This window comes from Pantoea sp. Acro-807 (genome assembly GCF_011752675.1).
Taxonomy (GTDB): domain Bacteria; phylum Pseudomonadota; class Gammaproteobacteria; order Enterobacterales; family Enterobacteriaceae; genus Pantoea; species Pantoea eucrina.
Genome location: NZ_VWXE01000002.1, coordinates 396,419 through 411,410, shown reverse-complemented (window position 1 = coordinate 411,410; position 14,992 = coordinate 396,419). Strand labels below are relative to the sequence as shown.

Below are 14,992 nucleotides of genomic sequence, written 5' to 3'. Positions count from 1 at the left end.
TACTTTATAACATATGAAAATTGCGCTTTTACTGGTTACGCTGTTTTTCTCCGCTGCGGCTGCATGCCATCCGCACAGTTTTATTGCGATGAAAGCAGAGCTGAAAAGCCAGAACGATCGGCTGACCGGCATAAAAATGGTCTGGACGATGGACGAAATCACCTCCGCCGACCTGCTTTATGATGCCGGGCAGGCCAGTCCGGGTGATGTGGTCTGGAAAAAGCTGGCGGCTCAGGTGATGGCTAACGTACTGGGTCAGCACTATTTTACCGAGCTGTGGCAGGAGAAAACGCGGATAAAATTTCTTAATTTGCCGCAGGAGTACAATTTGTCGCGTAGCGGACATAAGGCCGTGCTCGAATTTATTGTGCCGCTGGGCGAGCCGCAGCCGTTGGCCGGGAAGCGTTACCGTATGCTGACGTTTGATCCCAGCTATTTTGTTGATATGCAGTATGAGACGTCACAGGATATTGCCATGGATGAGAACCTAAAGGCGCACTGCCAGCTGAAGCTTACGACCCCACAGCCGGACGCGTCGCTGCAGCAGTATGCACTGTCGCTGGATAAAGCTGACGCGCCGCCGGAAGATATGGATTTGGGCCGCCAGTTTGCCCAGACGGTGACGCTGATATGTCGCTGAATATTCCGCTCCCTACGCGGCGTCGCTGGCCACTGCCCGCCGCCGGCCTGTTGCTGCTGCTGACCGCAATGCTGCTCTGGCACGCCTGGCCGCACATTCTGTTACAGAGCGTGCTCTGGCAGAAAGCGCTTAACCATTCCCTGACACAGCTGCTGCAGCAGGTCGCAGCACAGCCGCGCCAGGCGGGGATAACGCTGCTGCTGCTGAGCCTGGCGTATGGCGTCCTGCACGCGCTGGGACCGGGGCATGGCAAAGTGGTGATCGCCACTTTTTTAGCGACGCACCCTGCGCAGTTGCGCACCAGCATTCGTCTGACTCTGCTGGCTGCGCTGCTGCAGGGCGGGGTAGCCATTGCCCTGGTGACGCTGATGCTGGTGGTACTGCAGACCTCATCGCGCCAGCTCCATCTCAGCAGCTACTGGCTGGAAAAGGGGAGCTACCTGCTGGTTATCGCGCTGGGCTGCTGGCTGGGCTGTCGCGCCGTGAAATCGCTGCGGGCAGCCCTGCGTCCGGCAGCGGGCTGGCAGATCCGGGCAATACATACGCAGCATCAGCATGATGCAGCCTGCGCATGTGGCCATACCCATGTACCGGATGCGCATCAGCTGGCGCACGCGGTGAGCTTCAGGACTCAGCTGCTGCTGGTCCTCTCCATGGGCCTGCGCCCCTGTTCAGGGGCGCTGATGATGCTGCTATTCGCTAAAGTGATTGATGTTTATCTGTGGGGCGTGGCCGCTGCGCTGGCGATGGCGCTGGGGACCGCACTGACGGTGTCTCTGCTGGGCATCATGGTTCAGCGTTCGCGCGTGCTGGCAGCGAGATTGAGCCATTCAGCAGCCGATCAAAAACGGAGTGCGGTAGTGATGGCGCTGCTTATGCTGCTGGGGGCCATTGCGCTGATACTGGCCGGAGTACTTCTGTGGCAGAGTGCACTCCCCGCTGCCAGCAACGGCCTGCGCCCCTTTTAACCGGACCCGGGATAAACATCCGGCCGCGCATAATCTGCCGGATGTTTAATTTTCCGCTATCAGAGAAAAATATCCTGCTGTGCACCTCTGGTGTAAATAGCATTCTCTGTCTACGCTAAATGACATCAGCTGAGAATTAACTTTTTTAAAATAAACTTTTATCAGTCGTCGTTTTTTGCGAGGAGAATACCATGCCTGAAATCCGGACTCATAATGGCATCACGGAGACCGTGACCGATACACATGCGGGACTGCCGTTAAAACGCATTTCATGGAGCGCAATATTTGCAGGTGTTATCGCTGCGCTGATTGTTCATATATTACTGGGAGTATTGGGTACGGCAATTGGTGCTACGACCATTGATCCACAGCAGGAGCAAAATCCTCTGGAGCATCTTGGTACTGGCGCGCTGATCTGGACCGGTGCCAGCATGCTGATTGCGATGGCGGTAGGTAGCTATATCGCCGGCCGTCTGGCACAGCGCGAAGGCGCACTGCACGGTTTACTGATGTTTGGTGTCAGTACGCTTATTACTCTGTGGCTGGCTTTCTCTCTGGCAAGCGGTATTATTGGCGGCGCCTTTAATATTCTGGGTTCAGGTGTAAATGCGCTGGGTAATGGTATTTCTTCTGTTGCGCCTTCGCTGACCAATATGGCGAAAGAGAAGCTGCAGGAAAATAATATTAACCTCGACGATCTGCAGAATGAGCTGGAGACCACGCTGCGCCAGACCGGCAAGCCGGAATTACAGCCAGAAAATCTGCAGCAGGATGCAAATAACGAAGCGAACAACGCTGAGAATCAGGCAAAAAATACGGCACAAAATCCGCAGAACGCGGATGCTGATTTGAGCAACTGGTTTAAAGGCGTGCTGAGCCGTCATTCTGATACGCTGCAGGCTGCTGACCGCGATGCGCTGAAAAATATTATCAAAGCGCGTACCGGTAAGAGTGACCAGGAAGCAGAACAGATTGTTAACCAGGCAGAGCAGAGCTATCAGCAGGCGATGCAGAAGTATCAGCAGCTGAAGCAGGAAGCGGAGCAGAAAGCACGTGAAGCAGCAGAACAGGCTGCCGCTGCTACGGCGAAAGCGAGCTGGTTCACCTTCATCATGCTGATTATCGAAGCCGTGCTGGCAGCGATTCTGGGTGGTGTAGGTCGCCGTACTCAGCCGCGTCAGGTGTTAACGCACGAACGTCGTTAATCAGTACCGTTAAAAAAGGCGGCCCGCGGGCCGCCTTTTTTTGCTTAGCGCTTCAGCGCTTCGCTCAGCTCTTCGCGCATATTAGCCAGCATGGCTTTTACGACGCGCGGATTGCCGGCTACGATGTTACCTGAGTGCAGATAACCGTGGTTGCCGGTGAAGTCAGTCACCAGGCCACCCGCCTCACGTACCAGCAGCTCACCCGCTGCAAAATCCCACGGCTTCAGGCCAATTTCGAAATAGCCATCCACGCGGCCGGCTGCGACATAAGCCAGATCCAGCGCGGCTGAACCGCTGCGACGGAAATCTGCGCACTGGGTAAACAGTTTGCCAACAATATTGATATATGGCGTTGCGTGCTGCTTAACCTTAAACGGGAAGCCGGTCGCCAGGATGGTGCCATCCAGATCGCGGGCGTTGCTGCCGCGCAGACGATAGCCATTCAGCTGTGCGCCCTGACCGCGTACGGCGGTGAAGAGTTCATTTCGCATTGGATCGTAAACCACAGCCACTTCAGTGCGGCCTTTAATGCGCACGGCAATAGAGACGGAGAAGTGTGGCAGACGTTTGATGAAGTTGGTGGTGCCATCCAGCGGATCGATTACCCATTGAATATCCTGATCCTCACCCGCCAGCTCACCGCTCTCTTCGGTGATGATGGTGTGTTGTGGGTAAGATTTACGAATGACTTCGATAATCAGGCTTTCTGCGTCACGGTCAACATTGGTCACGAAGTCGTTGCTGCCTTTCTGGCTGGCTTCGACAGCGTCCGGGGTTTCGTAATTTTTGGCAATTAAATTTCCGGCCTTGCGCGCTGCGCGCACGGCGATGTTGAGCATCGGATGCATCGGTATCTCTCGCTGGATGTTAAAGAACGGGGAAAACGGCGCGGAGTATAGCAGCGTGTTCAGCAAATGTCCTGCATTTATGTTAGGATGCGCGTCATCATTTTCTCACCCGCTCATAATTATGCTGCAAAATATCCGAATTGTACTGGTTGAAACGTCCCACACCGGCAACATGGGTTCTGTTGCCCGCGCTATGAAAACCATGGGGTTAAGCAACCTTTATCTGGTGAATCCGCTGGTTAAACCTGACTCGCAGGCGATCTCTCTTGCGGCGGGTGCCAGCGACGTTATCGGCAACGCCCGCATTGTTGATACGCTGGATGAGGCGATTGCCGGCTGCAGCCTGGTGGTCGGCACCAGCGCCCGTTCACGGTCGTTGCCATGGCCGATGCTGAATTCACGCGAGTGCGGCATTAAGAGCGTGGAAGAGGGGCAGCAGGCACCGGTCGCGCTGGTATTTGGCCGTGAGCGCGTCGGACTGACCAACGACGAACTGCAGAAGTGCCATTATCACGTAGCTATTCAGGCTAACCCGGAGTACAGCTCGCTGAATCTGGCGATGGCAGTGCAGATTATCGCTTATGAAGTGCGTATGGCGTGGCTGGATGCGCAGGAAAAAGCGGCTCCGCAGCCGGAATATGAAGCCTCACCTTATCCGCTGGTGGACGATCTGGAACGCTTTTATCAGCATATCGAGCAGATGATGCTGGAAAGCGGCTTTATCCGTACCGGCACGCCGAGCCAGGTGATGAGCAAACTGCGCCGCCTCTATACGCGCGCCCGTCCGGAACGCGATGAGCTGAATATTCTGCGCGGCATGCTCTCCTCCTTTGAAAAACCCAAAGGCGATAAGGGTAATAGTTGAGTAAAACGCCAGGTTAAATAGTTGAGTAAATTACTCGGTTAAATAGTTGACCAAAATACTCGGGAATGGCAGACTGCGCTGACTGACATTCCACCGATAACCCGCCTGAGTAAGGGCGGATGCCGACGAGGTTTTACGCTATGAGACTGACATCCAAAGGACGCTATGCCGTTACCGCTATGCTGGACGTAGCCCTGCATTCGCATGAGGGGCCGGTACCGCTGGCGGATATTTCCGAGCGTCAGGGGATTTCACTCTCCTATCTGGAACAGCTGTTCTCGCGTCTGCGTAAGCACGGCCTGGTTGCCAGCGTGCGCGGGCCGGGTGGCGGTTATCTGCTGGGCAAAGATGCTAATGCTATCGCAGTGGGTGCGGTGATCACCGCGGTAGATGAGTCGGTGGATGCGACCAAATGTCAGGGTAAAGAGGGCTGTCAGGGTGGCGAACGCTGCCTGACTCACGTGCTGTGGCGCGATCTCAGCGAGCGCATCAGCGATTTCCTGAACAATATTACGCTGGCTGAGCTGGTGAATAATCAGGAAATCCTTGATGTTGCCGATCGTCAGAACAGCGTGGATAACCGTCGTTTTCAGCAGCACCGCGTGCAGGAAACCATCAACGTTAATCTGCGTGCCTGATCGCAATCATATTGCCTGACTGAAGACTGACTTTTACAAAGCCCCGGGCGCTTAGCGATGAAGCCCCCGGGGCTTTGTGCTGTTAGCGCTCCCGTTACCGGCCGCATGACCGGTTTACTCTCTGCAGGCTGAATCATGCTATAAAGACCTGTGTTTTATTTTACGGAGTTACAGCGCCATGAAATTACCGATCTATCTGGATTACGCAGCGACCACGCCTGTGGATCCACGGGTCGCCAGCAGAATGATGCAGTGTCTGACGCTGGATGGCACCTTCGGTAATCCCGCATCCCGTTCCCACCGCTTTGGCTGGCAGGCTGAAGAGGCCGTGGATGTTGCCCGCAATCAGATTGCGGCGCTGGTTAACGCCGATCCGCGCGAGATTGTCTTTACCTCCGGCGCGACCGAAGCGGATAACCTCGCTATTAAAGGGGCAGCACACGCCCGTCAGGCGCGCGGACGGCATATCATTACCAGCCAGACGGAACATAAAGCGGTACTCGATAGCTGTCTGCAGCTGGCGCGCGAAGGGTTTGACGTGACCTGGCTGACGCCCGGCAGCGACGGTATTGTCACGCCGGATATGCTGGCTGCCGCACTGCGCGACGATACCGTGCTGGTATCGCTGATGCACGTGAACAACGAAACGGGTGTCATCCAGGATATTGCGGCGCTGGGCGCGCTCTGTCACGCGCGTGATATTTTGTTCCACGTGGACGCCACGCAGAGCGTGGGCAAGCTGCCGCTTGACGTCAGCACGCTGCCGGTGGATCTGATGTCGTTCTCGGCGCATAAGCTCTACGGACCCAAAGGCATCGGTGCGCTCTGGGTACGCCGCAAGCCGCAGGTGAAGATTGACGCACAGATGCATGGCGGCGGGCATGAACGCGGTATGCGTTCCGGAACGTTGCCGGTGCATCAGATTGTTGGTATGGGTGAAGCCTATGCGCTGGCAGGCGAGGTGATGGCAGAGGAGATGACGCGACTCGCCACGCTGCGCCAGCGGCTCTGGCAGGGCATCAGCCAGCTGAGCGGCGTACAGCTTAACGGCTCGCTGGCGCACAGCGCACCAAATATCCTCAATATCAGCTTTGCGCAGGTTGAGGGTGAAACGCTGATTATGGCGCTGAAAGATCTGGCGCTTTCATCCGGCTCAGCCTGTACCTCGGCGAGTCTGGAACCCTCCTATGTGCTGCGCGCAATGGGCGTTGAGCCGGAGCTGGCCTACAGCTCGCTGCGCTTTTCGCTGGGGCGTTTCACTACGCAGGAGGAGATTGACTACGCGATTGCGCTGGTCAATAAAGCCGTCAGCCGGATGCGGGCCGTTGCCCCGGCAGCCGCCCGCTGATCCATGCCACTCCGCGCCGGTCTGGCGTGGAATGAGACCAAACGTAAACGGAGCGACGCGATGACAACACAACCGATGAATATTACGCTCAGCACGCAGCCTGCTGATGCGCGCTGGGGCGAAAAAGCCCTGCTGAGCAGCAGCGAGAGTGGTATGACGCTGCACCTTACGGGCAGTGATGCGCTGCTGACGATTCAGCGCGCGGCGCGCAAGCTCGACAGCCAGGGCATCCGTCACGTTGCGCTGTGCGGTGACGACTGGGATCTGGAAAAGTGCTGGGCATTCTGGCAGGGCTATCGCAGCCCGAAAGGCGCGCGCCAGGTGGAATGGCCGACGCTCAGCGACAGCGATCGCGCTGAATTCGATCGTCGTCTGCAGATTATTGACTGGGTGCGCGATACCATTAACCTGCCCGCGGAAGACCTGAGCCCGGAACAGCTGGCGCACAGCGCTATCGATCTGATCAGAGACGCGGGTGGCGATGCCGTCAGCTATCGCATCACTAAAGGCGAAGATCTGCGCGAGCAGGGGTATAGCGGTATCCATACCGTTGGGCGTGGCTCGTCGCGCGTGCCGGTACTGCTGGCGCTTGATTTCAACCCGACCGGTGACGCAGATGCGCCGGTTTACGCCTGTCTGGTCGGTAAAGGGATCACCTTTGATACCGGCGGCTACAGCCTGAAGCAGAGCGCATTTATGGACTCTATGAAGTCCGATATGGGCGGAGCGGCGACCGTCACCGGCGCGCTGGCGCTGGCGATTGCCCGCGGGCTGACGAAGCGCGTAAAACTCTATCTCTGCTGTGCCGATAACATGGTCAGCGGCAACGCATTCCGTCTTGGCGATATCATCCGCTACCGCAACGGTAAAACCGTTGAGGTGATGAACACCGATGCGGAAGGGCGTCTGGTGCTGGCGGATGGCCTGATTGACGCCAGCGAGCAGAAGCCGGAGCTGCTGATTGATGCTGCCACGCTGACCGGCGCAGCCAAAACGGCGCTCGGCAACGACTATCATGCGCTGTTTACCTTCGACGATGTGCTGGCTGAGTCGCTGCTGGGCAGCGCCACCGGCGAAAATGAAGCGTTCTGGCGTCTGCCGCTGGCGGAGTTCCACCGCAGCCATCTGCCGTCAAATTTTGCCGATCTCAACAACATCGCCAGCCCGGCTCACGCCGCCGGCGCCAGCAGCGCGGCCGCATTCCTTTCGTGGTTTGTTGAAAAATATCAGCAGGGCTGGCTGCATATCGACTGCTCCGCCACCTACCGCAAAAGCGCGGTGGATCAGTGGTCAGCAGGCGCAACCGGACTCGGCGTGCGTACCCTTGCCAACCTGTTACTGAAATAATCCCGCTTCGGGCAGGCTGGCTCCTGCCCGCTTTTTTGGAATGAAACACGCATGAGTAATCGTCTTGAAGAGGTGCTGAAGCTGGCGGCCACCGAGCCGGCGCATCGCCCGGAGTTTTTTCAGCTGTTGCTGGCCGCAGATGTCTGGGTGCCAGGCGAAAGCCCGGCTGAACAGTTTAACGCGACCTCGCCCGTCGAGTTACAGCACTGGGAGAAAGAGGGAGGCGGTAGCGTGATCCCGTTCTTCAGCTCTGAGGCGGCTATGCGCGAAGCGATAACGGATGAACAGCCGTGGCTGCGCCTGCCGGCGCGTACGCTGTTTGAGATGACGCTGGGGGAAGCGCTGTTTCTGAACCCGAAATTACCAGCGGGTAAAGAGTTTACGCCGGGTGAAATCGCGCATCTGCTGGGTGAGGAGGGAAGTGCGCTGAGCCAGCAGACAGTGCTGGAGGGCGGCCACGCGCTGCTGCTGTCGGAGGTAGCTGAGCCGCCGGCACAGATGATCGACTCCCTGACCCAGCTGTTTGCTAAATATAAACAGGTGCGCCGCGCCTACATTGCCAGCCTGCGTGAAAGCGTGAACGAAGCGCCTAATCTGCTGATTGGTATAGAAGCTGACAGTGATATCGATGAAATTATTCAGGCCGCAGGCAGCGTGGCGACCGATACGCTGACCGATGATGCTCCTGTTGATATCTGCGAAGTGGATGCCGGACAGCATGGCGTCAGCCATTTTTTTACCGCGCATATCACGCCATTTTATGAGCGGCGCTGGGGCAGTTTCCTGCGCGATTTTAAAGGCAGCCAGCGCATCATTTAACCATCGTATGTTGATGCGTATGGCCCTGGCACGCGCATAACGCGGGAATTCCCTGTAGGGGCGCCATTAATGGCGCCCTGGTTTCAGGCGGGTACGGATCCGGCGGGGCGCATTAATGCGTATAGCTTCCGAACCGCACGTAACACGGGGCGCATTAATGCGCCCCCTACGGGGATGGGTGCAAAATCTTCCGTAGGGGCGCCATTAATGGCGCCCTGGTTTCAGACGGGTACGGATCCTGTAGGGGCGCCATTAATGGCGCCCTGGTTTCAGACGGGTATGGATCCTGTAGGGGCGCCATTAATGGCGCCCTGGTTTCAGATGGATACGAATCCTGTAGGGGCGCCATTCATGGCGCCCTGGTTTCAGGCAGGCGACTATTTTTCAATCGGTAAATCGTCGCGGCTGCCCCATTCGCCCCAGGAGCCGTCATAGAGCGTTGCGTCGCGGACGCCCAGCGCCGTCAGCGCCAGAATCAGCACCACCGCCGTTACGCCCGAGCCGCAGCTGGCAACGATGGGCTTATCCAGCGCCACGCCTGCCTGCGCAAACTGCTGACGCAGCTCGGCGGCGGGTTTCAGCGCGCCATTCTCCACCAGACTGTTCCACGGCAGATTCAGGCTGTACGGAATATGTCCGCGCAGCAGGCCGGGACGCGGCTCATCCACCTCAGCGTTAAAGCGGTTTGCTGCGCGCGCGTCCACAATCTGCGCGCCTCCTTCATGGCTGAGCAGCAGTACATCGTTCAGTCGCTTCACCTGACTGCTGTCGAAGTGTGCCGCGAAGTCACCTTCCGGCAGCGCCACCGGGCCGTCTGCGGTAGTCAAACCTGCGGCTTTCCAGCCCTGCAGACCGCCGGCCAGAATGGAGATGCGCTGGCAGCCAAAGGTGCGCAGCATCCACCAGGCGCGCGGGGCAGAGAAGAGATTACCCTCGTCATACACAATCAGATGCTTATCCTGCACCACCCCCAGCTCACGCATTGCGACAGCAAAACTCTCCGGGCGGGGCATCATATGCGGGTAAGGGCTGGTGTGATCGGAAAGCGCTTCAATACTAAAGAAAGCTGCCTGCGGCAGGTGACTGGCCAGATACTCTGCGGTGACATCGCGCACTGCATCCTGACCCGGCGGAACCATGCGCGCATCCAGTACCTGTACTTCTTCATCACCGTAGTGCTCATGCAGCCACTCAGCAGATACAAACAGGGGAACCGTCATTGCCATCTTCTCTCTTCTTGCGGAAAAGGTCAGTCTCCGGGAATGTGCAGGCTATCTCAAGCCCGCAATGGCTAAAGTGAGCGCCACGGGATGAAAATGCAGCATCTATTCTGCTGAAGATATCCGGCCTGCAGCACAGGGCGTAAACCCGTGACGGGTGGATCAGGGTGCAGCCTGCACCGCAAAAAAGTAATTATTTTCAATAATTCCACCAATCACTCATAGGCAACACGCGTCGATCTCCCTATAATCGGCGCGTTTTTCTTACCGGGAGAGGGTTCCCGGTTTATTCAGGATGCTAATTCAGAGGTAATCATGGCAATCGAACGTACTTTCTCCATCATTAAACCAAACGCCGTTGCTAAGAACGTTATCGGTGCTATCTACAACCGTTTTGAGAGCGCGGGCTTCAAAATCGTTGGCGCAAAAATGCTGCACCTGACCAAAGAGCAGGCTGAAGGCTTCTACGCTGAGCACAAAGGCCGTCCATTCTTTGATGGTCTGGTTGAGTTCATGACCTCTGGCCCGGTAGTGGTTTCTGTTCTGGAAGGCGAAAATGCCGTTCAGCGTCACCGTGACCTGATGGGTGCTACCAACCCGGACAACGCACTGGCAGGCACCCTGCGTGCAGATTACGCAGACAGCTTCACCGAAAACGCGACCCACGGTTCTGACTCTGCAGAGTCTGCTGCCCGTGAAATCGCTTACTTCTTCGCTGAAAACGAAGTCTGCGCGCGCACCCGCTAAGTGCATTGCGGCTGAAGCGGACAGGGGAGTTTACACCTTTTACGCTGGCGTAAAACGGTTACCCTGGCATCGTGCCGCAGTTATAGTACAATAATGCGCCCCTGTTGAGCCTGGCTCAGCCGGGGCGCTGTTTTTTCTTCTTCCTAACCAGAGCCGTAACGTGTAACAACGAGGCCAGAGATTATTATGTCTGAACAGATTGTGACGCCAGCTGACGCGTCCCCCGCCGTGGTTTCTCCTAAAAACGAAAAAATTAACCTGCTCGATCTCAATCGTCAGCAGATGCGTGAATTTTTTATCGAAATGGGCGAGAAGCCGTTCCGTGCCGATCAGGTCATGAAGTGGATTTACCACTACTGCTGCGACGATTTCGAGCAGATGACGGATATCAATAAAGTGCTGCGCGGCAAGCTGATGCAGCGCGCAGAGATCCGCGCGCCGGAAGTAGCGGAGGAGATGCGCTCCAGCGACGGCACCATCAAATGGGCGATTCGCGTAGGCGATCAGCTGGTGGAGACGGTCTATATTCCGGAGGCGGAGCGCGCCACGCTGTGCGTCTCTTCTCAGGTAGGCTGCGCGCTGGAGTGCAAATTCTGCTCTACGGCGCAGCAGGGTTTTAACCGCAACCTGCGCGTTTCCGAAATTATTGGTCAGGTATGGCGCGCGGCCAAAATTATTGGCGCCGCGAAAGTCACCGGCCAGCGTCCTATTACCAACGTGGTGATGATGGGCATGGGTGAGCCGCTGCTCAACCTGAACAACGTCGTGCCGGCGATGGATATTATGCTGGATGATTTTGGCTTTGGCCTCTCCAAGCGCCGCGTCACGCTCTCCACCTCAGGCGTTGTGCCCGCGCTGGACAAGCTTGGCGATATGATTGACGTAGCGCTGGCGATCTCGCTGCACGCGCCGAACGATACCATTCGCGATGAAATTGTCCCAATCAACAAAAAATATAATATCGAAACCTTCCTGGCGGCGGTGAAGCGCTATATCGGCAAATCCAATGCCAATCAGGGCCGCGTGACCATTGAGTATGTGATGCTGGACCATATCAACGACAGCACCGACAATGCGCATGAGCTGGCGGCGCTGCTGAAGGATACGCCCTGCAAGATCAACCTGATCCCATGGAACCCCTTCCCGGGTGCACCTTATGGCCGCAGCTCCAACAGCCGTATCGATCGCTTCTCTAAAGTGCTGATGGACTATGGCTTTACCACTATCGTGCGTAAAACCCGCGGCGATGATATCGATGCGGCCTGCGGCCAGCTGGCGGGCGATGTGATCGACCGTACCAAGCGTACGCTGCGTAAAAAGATGGCGGGTGACGCTATCTCTGTGAAGGCGATCTGAAACCGCACGCCCGCCGATTCGCTGCGGGCGTAAAGCGTGGCACTCTCCCGGTTTATTCGCAGGGAGAGCGCTATGCTAAAAGGATTAGGTATTGCCGTTGCGGCAGGCTTTGTTGTAACCGGGTGTGTCACCGGCCCGTCATCACATCGTGCGGCGGATATTCGTCTGCAGCTGGGACTGCACTATTTAGCCGCAAATAATTTAGCGGCTGCTGAACGCAATCTGCTGCAGGCGCAGCGCGTGGCTCCTGAAGATTACCGCGTGCCCCTGGCGCTGGCGCGGGTCGCTCAGGCGCAGCAGAATAGTATACAGACGCGCCGGTACTACCAGCGGGCACAACAGTTAGCGCCCGCTAATGGTTATGTCGCTAACAATTACGGTGCGTTTCTCTGCAGATTAGGGCAGTATGGCGAAGCGCATCAACAGTTTAAGCTGGCAAGTGCGGCGCCGGAGAGCGATGCCCGTCAGGATCTCCTTCTGATTTCAGGCTATTGTTATCTGCAGGCGGGCGACGAGGCCGCCGGGCGCAAACGGCTGCTGCAGGCGCTGGAAGTCGCACCTGAGCAGGGAAACTGGCTGCTGGAGGAGGGCGAACGGCAGCTGGTGCAGCCGGCAGGAAAAATGCTTCCCGTGCTTTTAGAACTCTACCATCAGCGTCTGCCCGCAACGGCAGAGAGTCTGTGGTTACAGATACGTTTCGCCGCGCAACAGGGAAACGCTGCTGACGTTACACGTTATGGCGACCGGTTGGCGCGAAGTTTTCCACAATCGATACAGTACCAGCGTTATTTAGCTAATGAATACTGAAGCCACTCAAGAAAAATCTGCAGTACATTCCACAGGTGAACGCCTGCGTCTGGCCCGTGAGCAGATGGGGCTGACGCAGCAAAACGTCGCTGAGCGCCTGTGCCTGAAACTTTCTACCGTGCGTGACATTGAAGAGGATAAGTCGCCGGCCGATCTCGCATCGACCTTTCTGCGCGGTTATATTCGCTCCTATGCCCGCCTGGTTCATGTACCGGAAGACGATCTGCTGCCGATGATGGCAAAGCAGGCGCCGGTGCGCGCGGCCAAAATCGCGCCGATGCAGAGCTTCTCGCTGGGCAAGCGCCGCAAAAAGCGCGATGGCTGGCTGATGATCTTTACCTGGCTGGTGGCGTTTGTTGTTATTGGCCTGACCGGCGCCTGGTGGTGGCAGAATCACAAGGCTTCGCAGGACGATCTGGTCTCAATGGCCGATCAGAACGGCAGCAGCGACGGCGGTCAGTCTATTCCGCTGGGCGATACCAGCACCGACAGCACCAGTGACAGCGACACCAATGCCGCCGGCACGCCGGTTGATAACGGTGCCGGCGCGGTGACCTCACAGAGCAGCACCGCTGGCAGCGCGGATAACAGCAGCCGCGCGCCGGCTGCCTCTTCGGCCACCTCTGGTGATAACGCGGTCGTTTCTCCTTCGCAGGCGCCGGTTGATAACGCGCCGCCAGCGGCCACCTCGCCGGCACCGGCCAACAGCGTCGCGGCCGGCAGCATGCCAACCGTGAGCGCGGCTGTCAGCCAGCCCGCAGGCGATCCCAACGCTGTGGTCATGAATTTCAAGGCCGACTGCTGGCTGGAAGTCAGCGATGCAACCGGCAAAAAACTGTTCAGCGGGATACAGCGTAGCGGTGGCAAGCTCAGCCTCTCCGGCACGCCTCCGTATCGTCTGAAAATTGGCGCACCGCGTGCGGTTGACGTGCAATATCAGAATCAGCCCGTTGATTTAAGTCGTTTTATCCGTAATAACCAGGTTGCCCGTCTGACGCTGGGTGCGCAATAACGCGCAGCGCGCTTTCCGGGGAATTGTGGAGAGAAAATATGCATAACGAAGCACCCATTATCCGTCGCAAATCAACGCGTATTTACGTCGGCAAGGTGCCAGTCGGCGATGGTGCTCCCATCGCCGTTCAGTCCATGACCAATACCCGCACCACCGACGTGGAAGCCACGGTTAACCAGATCCGTGCGCTGGAGCGTGTGGGTGTGGATATCGTGCGCGTCTCGGTGCCGACCATGGACGCGGCGGAAGCCTTTAAACTGATTAAGCAACAGGTCAACGTGCCGCTGGTAGCGGATATTCACTTTGACTACCGTATCGCTCTCAAAGTGGCGGAGTATGGCGTTGACTGCCTGCGTATCAATCCGGGCAACATCGGCAACAACGAACGTATTCGTCAGGTTGTGGACTGCGCCCGCCATTACAACATTCCGATTCGTATCGGGGTGAACGCCGGTTCACTGGAGAAGGATCTGCAGGAGAAGTATGGCGAACCCACGCCGCAGGCGCTGCTGGAATCCGCTATGCGCCATGTCGATCATCTCGATCGTCTGAACTTCGATCAGTTCAAAGTCAGCGTTAAAGCCTCTGATGTGTTTCTTGCCGTAGAGTCTTACCGCCTGCTGGCAAAAGCGATCGATCAGCCGCTGCATCTCGGGATCACCGAAGCGGGCGGCGCGCGGGCGGGTGCGGTGAAGTCGGCAATCGGCCTTGGTCTGCTGCTGGCAGAGGGCATCGGCGATACGCTGCGTATTTCGCTCGCAGCCGATCCGGTAGAAGAGGTAAAAGTTGGCTATGACATCCTGAAATCACTGCGCATCCGTTCGCGCGGGATCAACTTTATCGCCTGTCCGACCTGCTCACGTCAGGAGTTTGATGTGATCGGTACCGTGAATGCGCTGGAAGAACGGCTGGAAGATATTATTACGCCGATGGATGTCTCCATTATCGGCTGCGTAGTCAACGGTCCGGGCGAGGCTACCGTTTCGACGCTCGGCGTTACCGGCGGCAGCAAGAAAAGCGGTTTCTACGAGGATGGCGTTCGTCAACGCGATCGTCTCGACAACGATGACATGATCGATCAGCTGGAAGCGCGCATTCGTGCCAAGGCATCCATGCTGGATGAGAGTCGTCGAATCAGCGTGCAGCAGCTGGAAAAATAACCAGGCGGTGCG

15 protein-coding genes are annotated in these 14,992 nt (G+C 57.2%); 13 read left to right on the top strand and 2 right to left on the bottom strand.

The window, feature by feature from the left end; genetic code table 11:
* The first annotated feature begins 13 nt into the window (after nt 1-13).
* From F3J39_RS08405 to F3J39_RS08395, 3 genes are all read left to right on the top strand, one after another.
* The gene (locus F3J39_RS08405; protein WP_094112081.1) at nt 14-640 is read left to right on the top strand and encodes a DUF1007 family protein; all 627 of its coding nucleotides are present in this window, start codon (nt 14-16) and stop codon (nt 638-640) included.
* A complete protein-coding gene (locus F3J39_RS08400; RefSeq protein ID WP_166714068.1) occupies nt 631-1,608 on the top strand; it encodes a nickel/cobalt transporter in 978 nt (325 codons plus the stop codon). The genes F3J39_RS08405 and F3J39_RS08400 overlap by 10 nt, the downstream gene beginning before the upstream one ends.
* Nucleotides 1,609-1,799: 191 nt before the next feature.
* Entirely contained in the window at nt 1,800-2,813 is a 1,014-nt protein-coding gene (locus F3J39_RS08395) for a TIGR04086 family membrane protein (RefSeq protein ID WP_039379643.1), read from the top strand.
* Nucleotides 2,814-2,857: 44 nt separating this feature from the next.
* Here the strand turns inward: F3J39_RS08395 and suhB are convergent, their stop codons facing one another.
* Entirely contained in the window at nt 2,858-3,661 is an 804-nt protein-coding gene (suhB, locus tag F3J39_RS08390) for an inositol-1-monophosphatase (protein WP_039379640.1), read from the bottom strand.
* Between the two features lie 121 nt (nt 3,662-3,782).
* Between suhB and trmJ the strand changes: the two genes are divergently transcribed.
* The 5 genes from trmJ (at nt 3,783) to sseB (ending at nt 8,678) form a co-directional block, all read left to right on the top strand.
* Complete coding sequence (gene trmJ, locus F3J39_RS08385) at nt 3,783-4,526, top strand: tRNA (cytosine(32)/uridine(32)-2'-O)-methyltransferase TrmJ (protein WP_039385614.1); 744 nt, start codon at nt 3,783-3,785, stop codon at nt 4,524-4,526.
* A gap of 140 nt (nt 4,527-4,666) precedes the next feature.
* A complete protein-coding gene (gene iscR, locus F3J39_RS08380; protein ID WP_039379638.1) occupies nt 4,667-5,164 on the top strand; it encodes a Fe-S cluster assembly transcriptional regulator IscR in 498 nt (165 codons plus the stop codon).
* Between the two features lie 178 nt (nt 5,165-5,342).
* Nucleotides 5,343-6,512, top strand: a complete 1,170-nt coding sequence (locus F3J39_RS08375) for an IscS subfamily cysteine desulfurase (protein ID WP_094112085.1) — start codon at nt 5,343-5,345, stop codon at nt 6,510-6,512.
* A gap of 60 nt (nt 6,513-6,572) precedes the next feature.
* Complete coding sequence (gene pepB, locus F3J39_RS08370; RefSeq protein WP_166714067.1) at nt 6,573-7,859, top strand: aminopeptidase PepB; 1,287 nt, start codon at nt 6,573-6,575, stop codon at nt 7,857-7,859.
* Between the two features lie 51 nt (nt 7,860-7,910).
* Complete coding sequence (sseB, locus tag F3J39_RS08365; protein WP_039379633.1) at nt 7,911-8,678, top strand: enhanced serine sensitivity protein SseB; 768 nt, start codon at nt 7,911-7,913, stop codon at nt 8,676-8,678.
* 377 nt (nt 8,679-9,055) lie between these two features.
* Here the strand turns inward: sseB and sseA are convergent, their stop codons facing one another.
* The gene (gene sseA, locus F3J39_RS08360; protein WP_166714066.1) at nt 9,056-9,898 is read right to left on the bottom strand and encodes a 3-mercaptopyruvate sulfurtransferase; all 843 of its coding nucleotides are present in this window, start codon (nt 9,896-9,898) and stop codon (nt 9,056-9,058) included.
* 315 nt (nt 9,899-10,213) lie between these two features.
* Between sseA and ndk the strand changes: the two genes are divergently transcribed.
* The 5 genes from ndk (at nt 10,214) to ispG (ending at nt 14,980) form a co-directional block, all read left to right on the top strand.
* Nucleotides 10,214-10,645 carry a nucleoside-diphosphate kinase gene (gene ndk, locus F3J39_RS08355; protein ID WP_039379630.1) on the top strand — a complete coding sequence of 144 codons (432 nt, stop codon included), beginning with the start codon at nt 10,214-10,216 and terminating at the stop codon, nt 10,643-10,645.
* Nucleotides 10,646-10,831: 186 nt separating this feature from the next.
* On the top strand, nt 10,832-12,001 hold the full coding sequence (locus F3J39_RS08350) for a bifunctional tRNA (adenosine(37)-C2)-methyltransferase TrmG/ribosomal RNA large subunit methyltransferase RlmN (RefSeq protein ID WP_039379627.1): 1,170 nt from the start codon (nt 10,832-10,834) through the stop codon (nt 11,999-12,001).
* A gap of 72 nt (nt 12,002-12,073) precedes the next feature.
* Nucleotides 12,074-12,808 carry a type IV pilus biogenesis/stability protein PilW gene (pilW, locus tag F3J39_RS08345; protein WP_166714065.1) on the top strand — a complete coding sequence of 245 codons (735 nt, stop codon included), beginning with the start codon at nt 12,074-12,076 and terminating at the stop codon, nt 12,806-12,808.
* On the top strand, nt 12,798-13,820 hold the full coding sequence (gene rodZ, locus F3J39_RS08340) for a cytoskeleton protein RodZ (RefSeq protein WP_166714064.1): 1,023 nt from the start codon (nt 12,798-12,800) through the stop codon (nt 13,818-13,820). The genes pilW and rodZ overlap by 11 nt, the downstream gene beginning before the upstream one ends.
* A 38-nt stretch (nt 13,821-13,858) precedes the next feature.
* Nucleotides 13,859-14,980: a flavodoxin-dependent (E)-4-hydroxy-3-methylbut-2-enyl-diphosphate synthase gene (ispG, locus tag F3J39_RS08335; RefSeq protein ID WP_039379618.1), complete on the top strand. Its 1,122-nt coding sequence runs from the start codon at nt 13,859-13,861 to the stop codon at nt 14,978-14,980.
* The last annotated feature ends 12 nt before the right edge of the window (nt 14,981-14,992 follow it).

Coding starts and splice junctions, on each gene's coding strand:
- F3J39_RS08405 (WP_094112081.1), top strand. CDS start 14: ATGAAAATTGCGCTTTTACTGGTTACGCTGTTTTTCTCCGCTGCGGCT.
- F3J39_RS08400 (WP_166714068.1), top strand. CDS start 631: ATGTCGCTGAATATTCCGCTCCCTACGCGGCGTCGCTGGCCACTGCCC.
- F3J39_RS08395 (WP_039379643.1), top strand. CDS start 1,800: ATGCCTGAAATCCGGACTCATAATGGCATCACGGAGACCGTGACCGAT.
- suhB (WP_039379640.1), bottom strand. CDS start 3,661: ATGCATCCGATGCTCAACATCGCCGTGCGCGCAGCGCGCAAGGCCGGA.
- trmJ (WP_039385614.1), top strand. CDS start 3,783: ATGCTGCAAAATATCCGAATTGTACTGGTTGAAACGTCCCACACCGGC.
- iscR (WP_039379638.1), top strand. CDS start 4,667: ATGAGACTGACATCCAAAGGACGCTATGCCGTTACCGCTATGCTGGAC.
- F3J39_RS08375 (WP_094112085.1), top strand. CDS start 5,343: ATGAAATTACCGATCTATCTGGATTACGCAGCGACCACGCCTGTGGAT.
- pepB (WP_166714067.1), top strand. CDS start 6,573: ATGACAACACAACCGATGAATATTACGCTCAGCACGCAGCCTGCTGAT.
- sseB (WP_039379633.1), top strand. CDS start 7,911: ATGAGTAATCGTCTTGAAGAGGTGCTGAAGCTGGCGGCCACCGAGCCG.
- sseA (WP_166714066.1), bottom strand. CDS start 9,898: ATGACGGTTCCCCTGTTTGTATCTGCTGAGTGGCTGCATGAGCACTAC.
- ndk (WP_039379630.1), top strand. CDS start 10,214: ATGGCAATCGAACGTACTTTCTCCATCATTAAACCAAACGCCGTTGCT.
- F3J39_RS08350 (WP_039379627.1), top strand. CDS start 10,832: ATGTCTGAACAGATTGTGACGCCAGCTGACGCGTCCCCCGCCGTGGTT.
- pilW (WP_166714065.1), top strand. CDS start 12,074: ATGCTAAAAGGATTAGGTATTGCCGTTGCGGCAGGCTTTGTTGTAACC.
- rodZ (WP_166714064.1), top strand. CDS start 12,798: ATGAATACTGAAGCCACTCAAGAAAAATCTGCAGTACATTCCACAGGT.
- ispG (WP_039379618.1), top strand. CDS start 13,859: ATGCATAACGAAGCACCCATTATCCGTCGCAAATCAACGCGTATTTAC.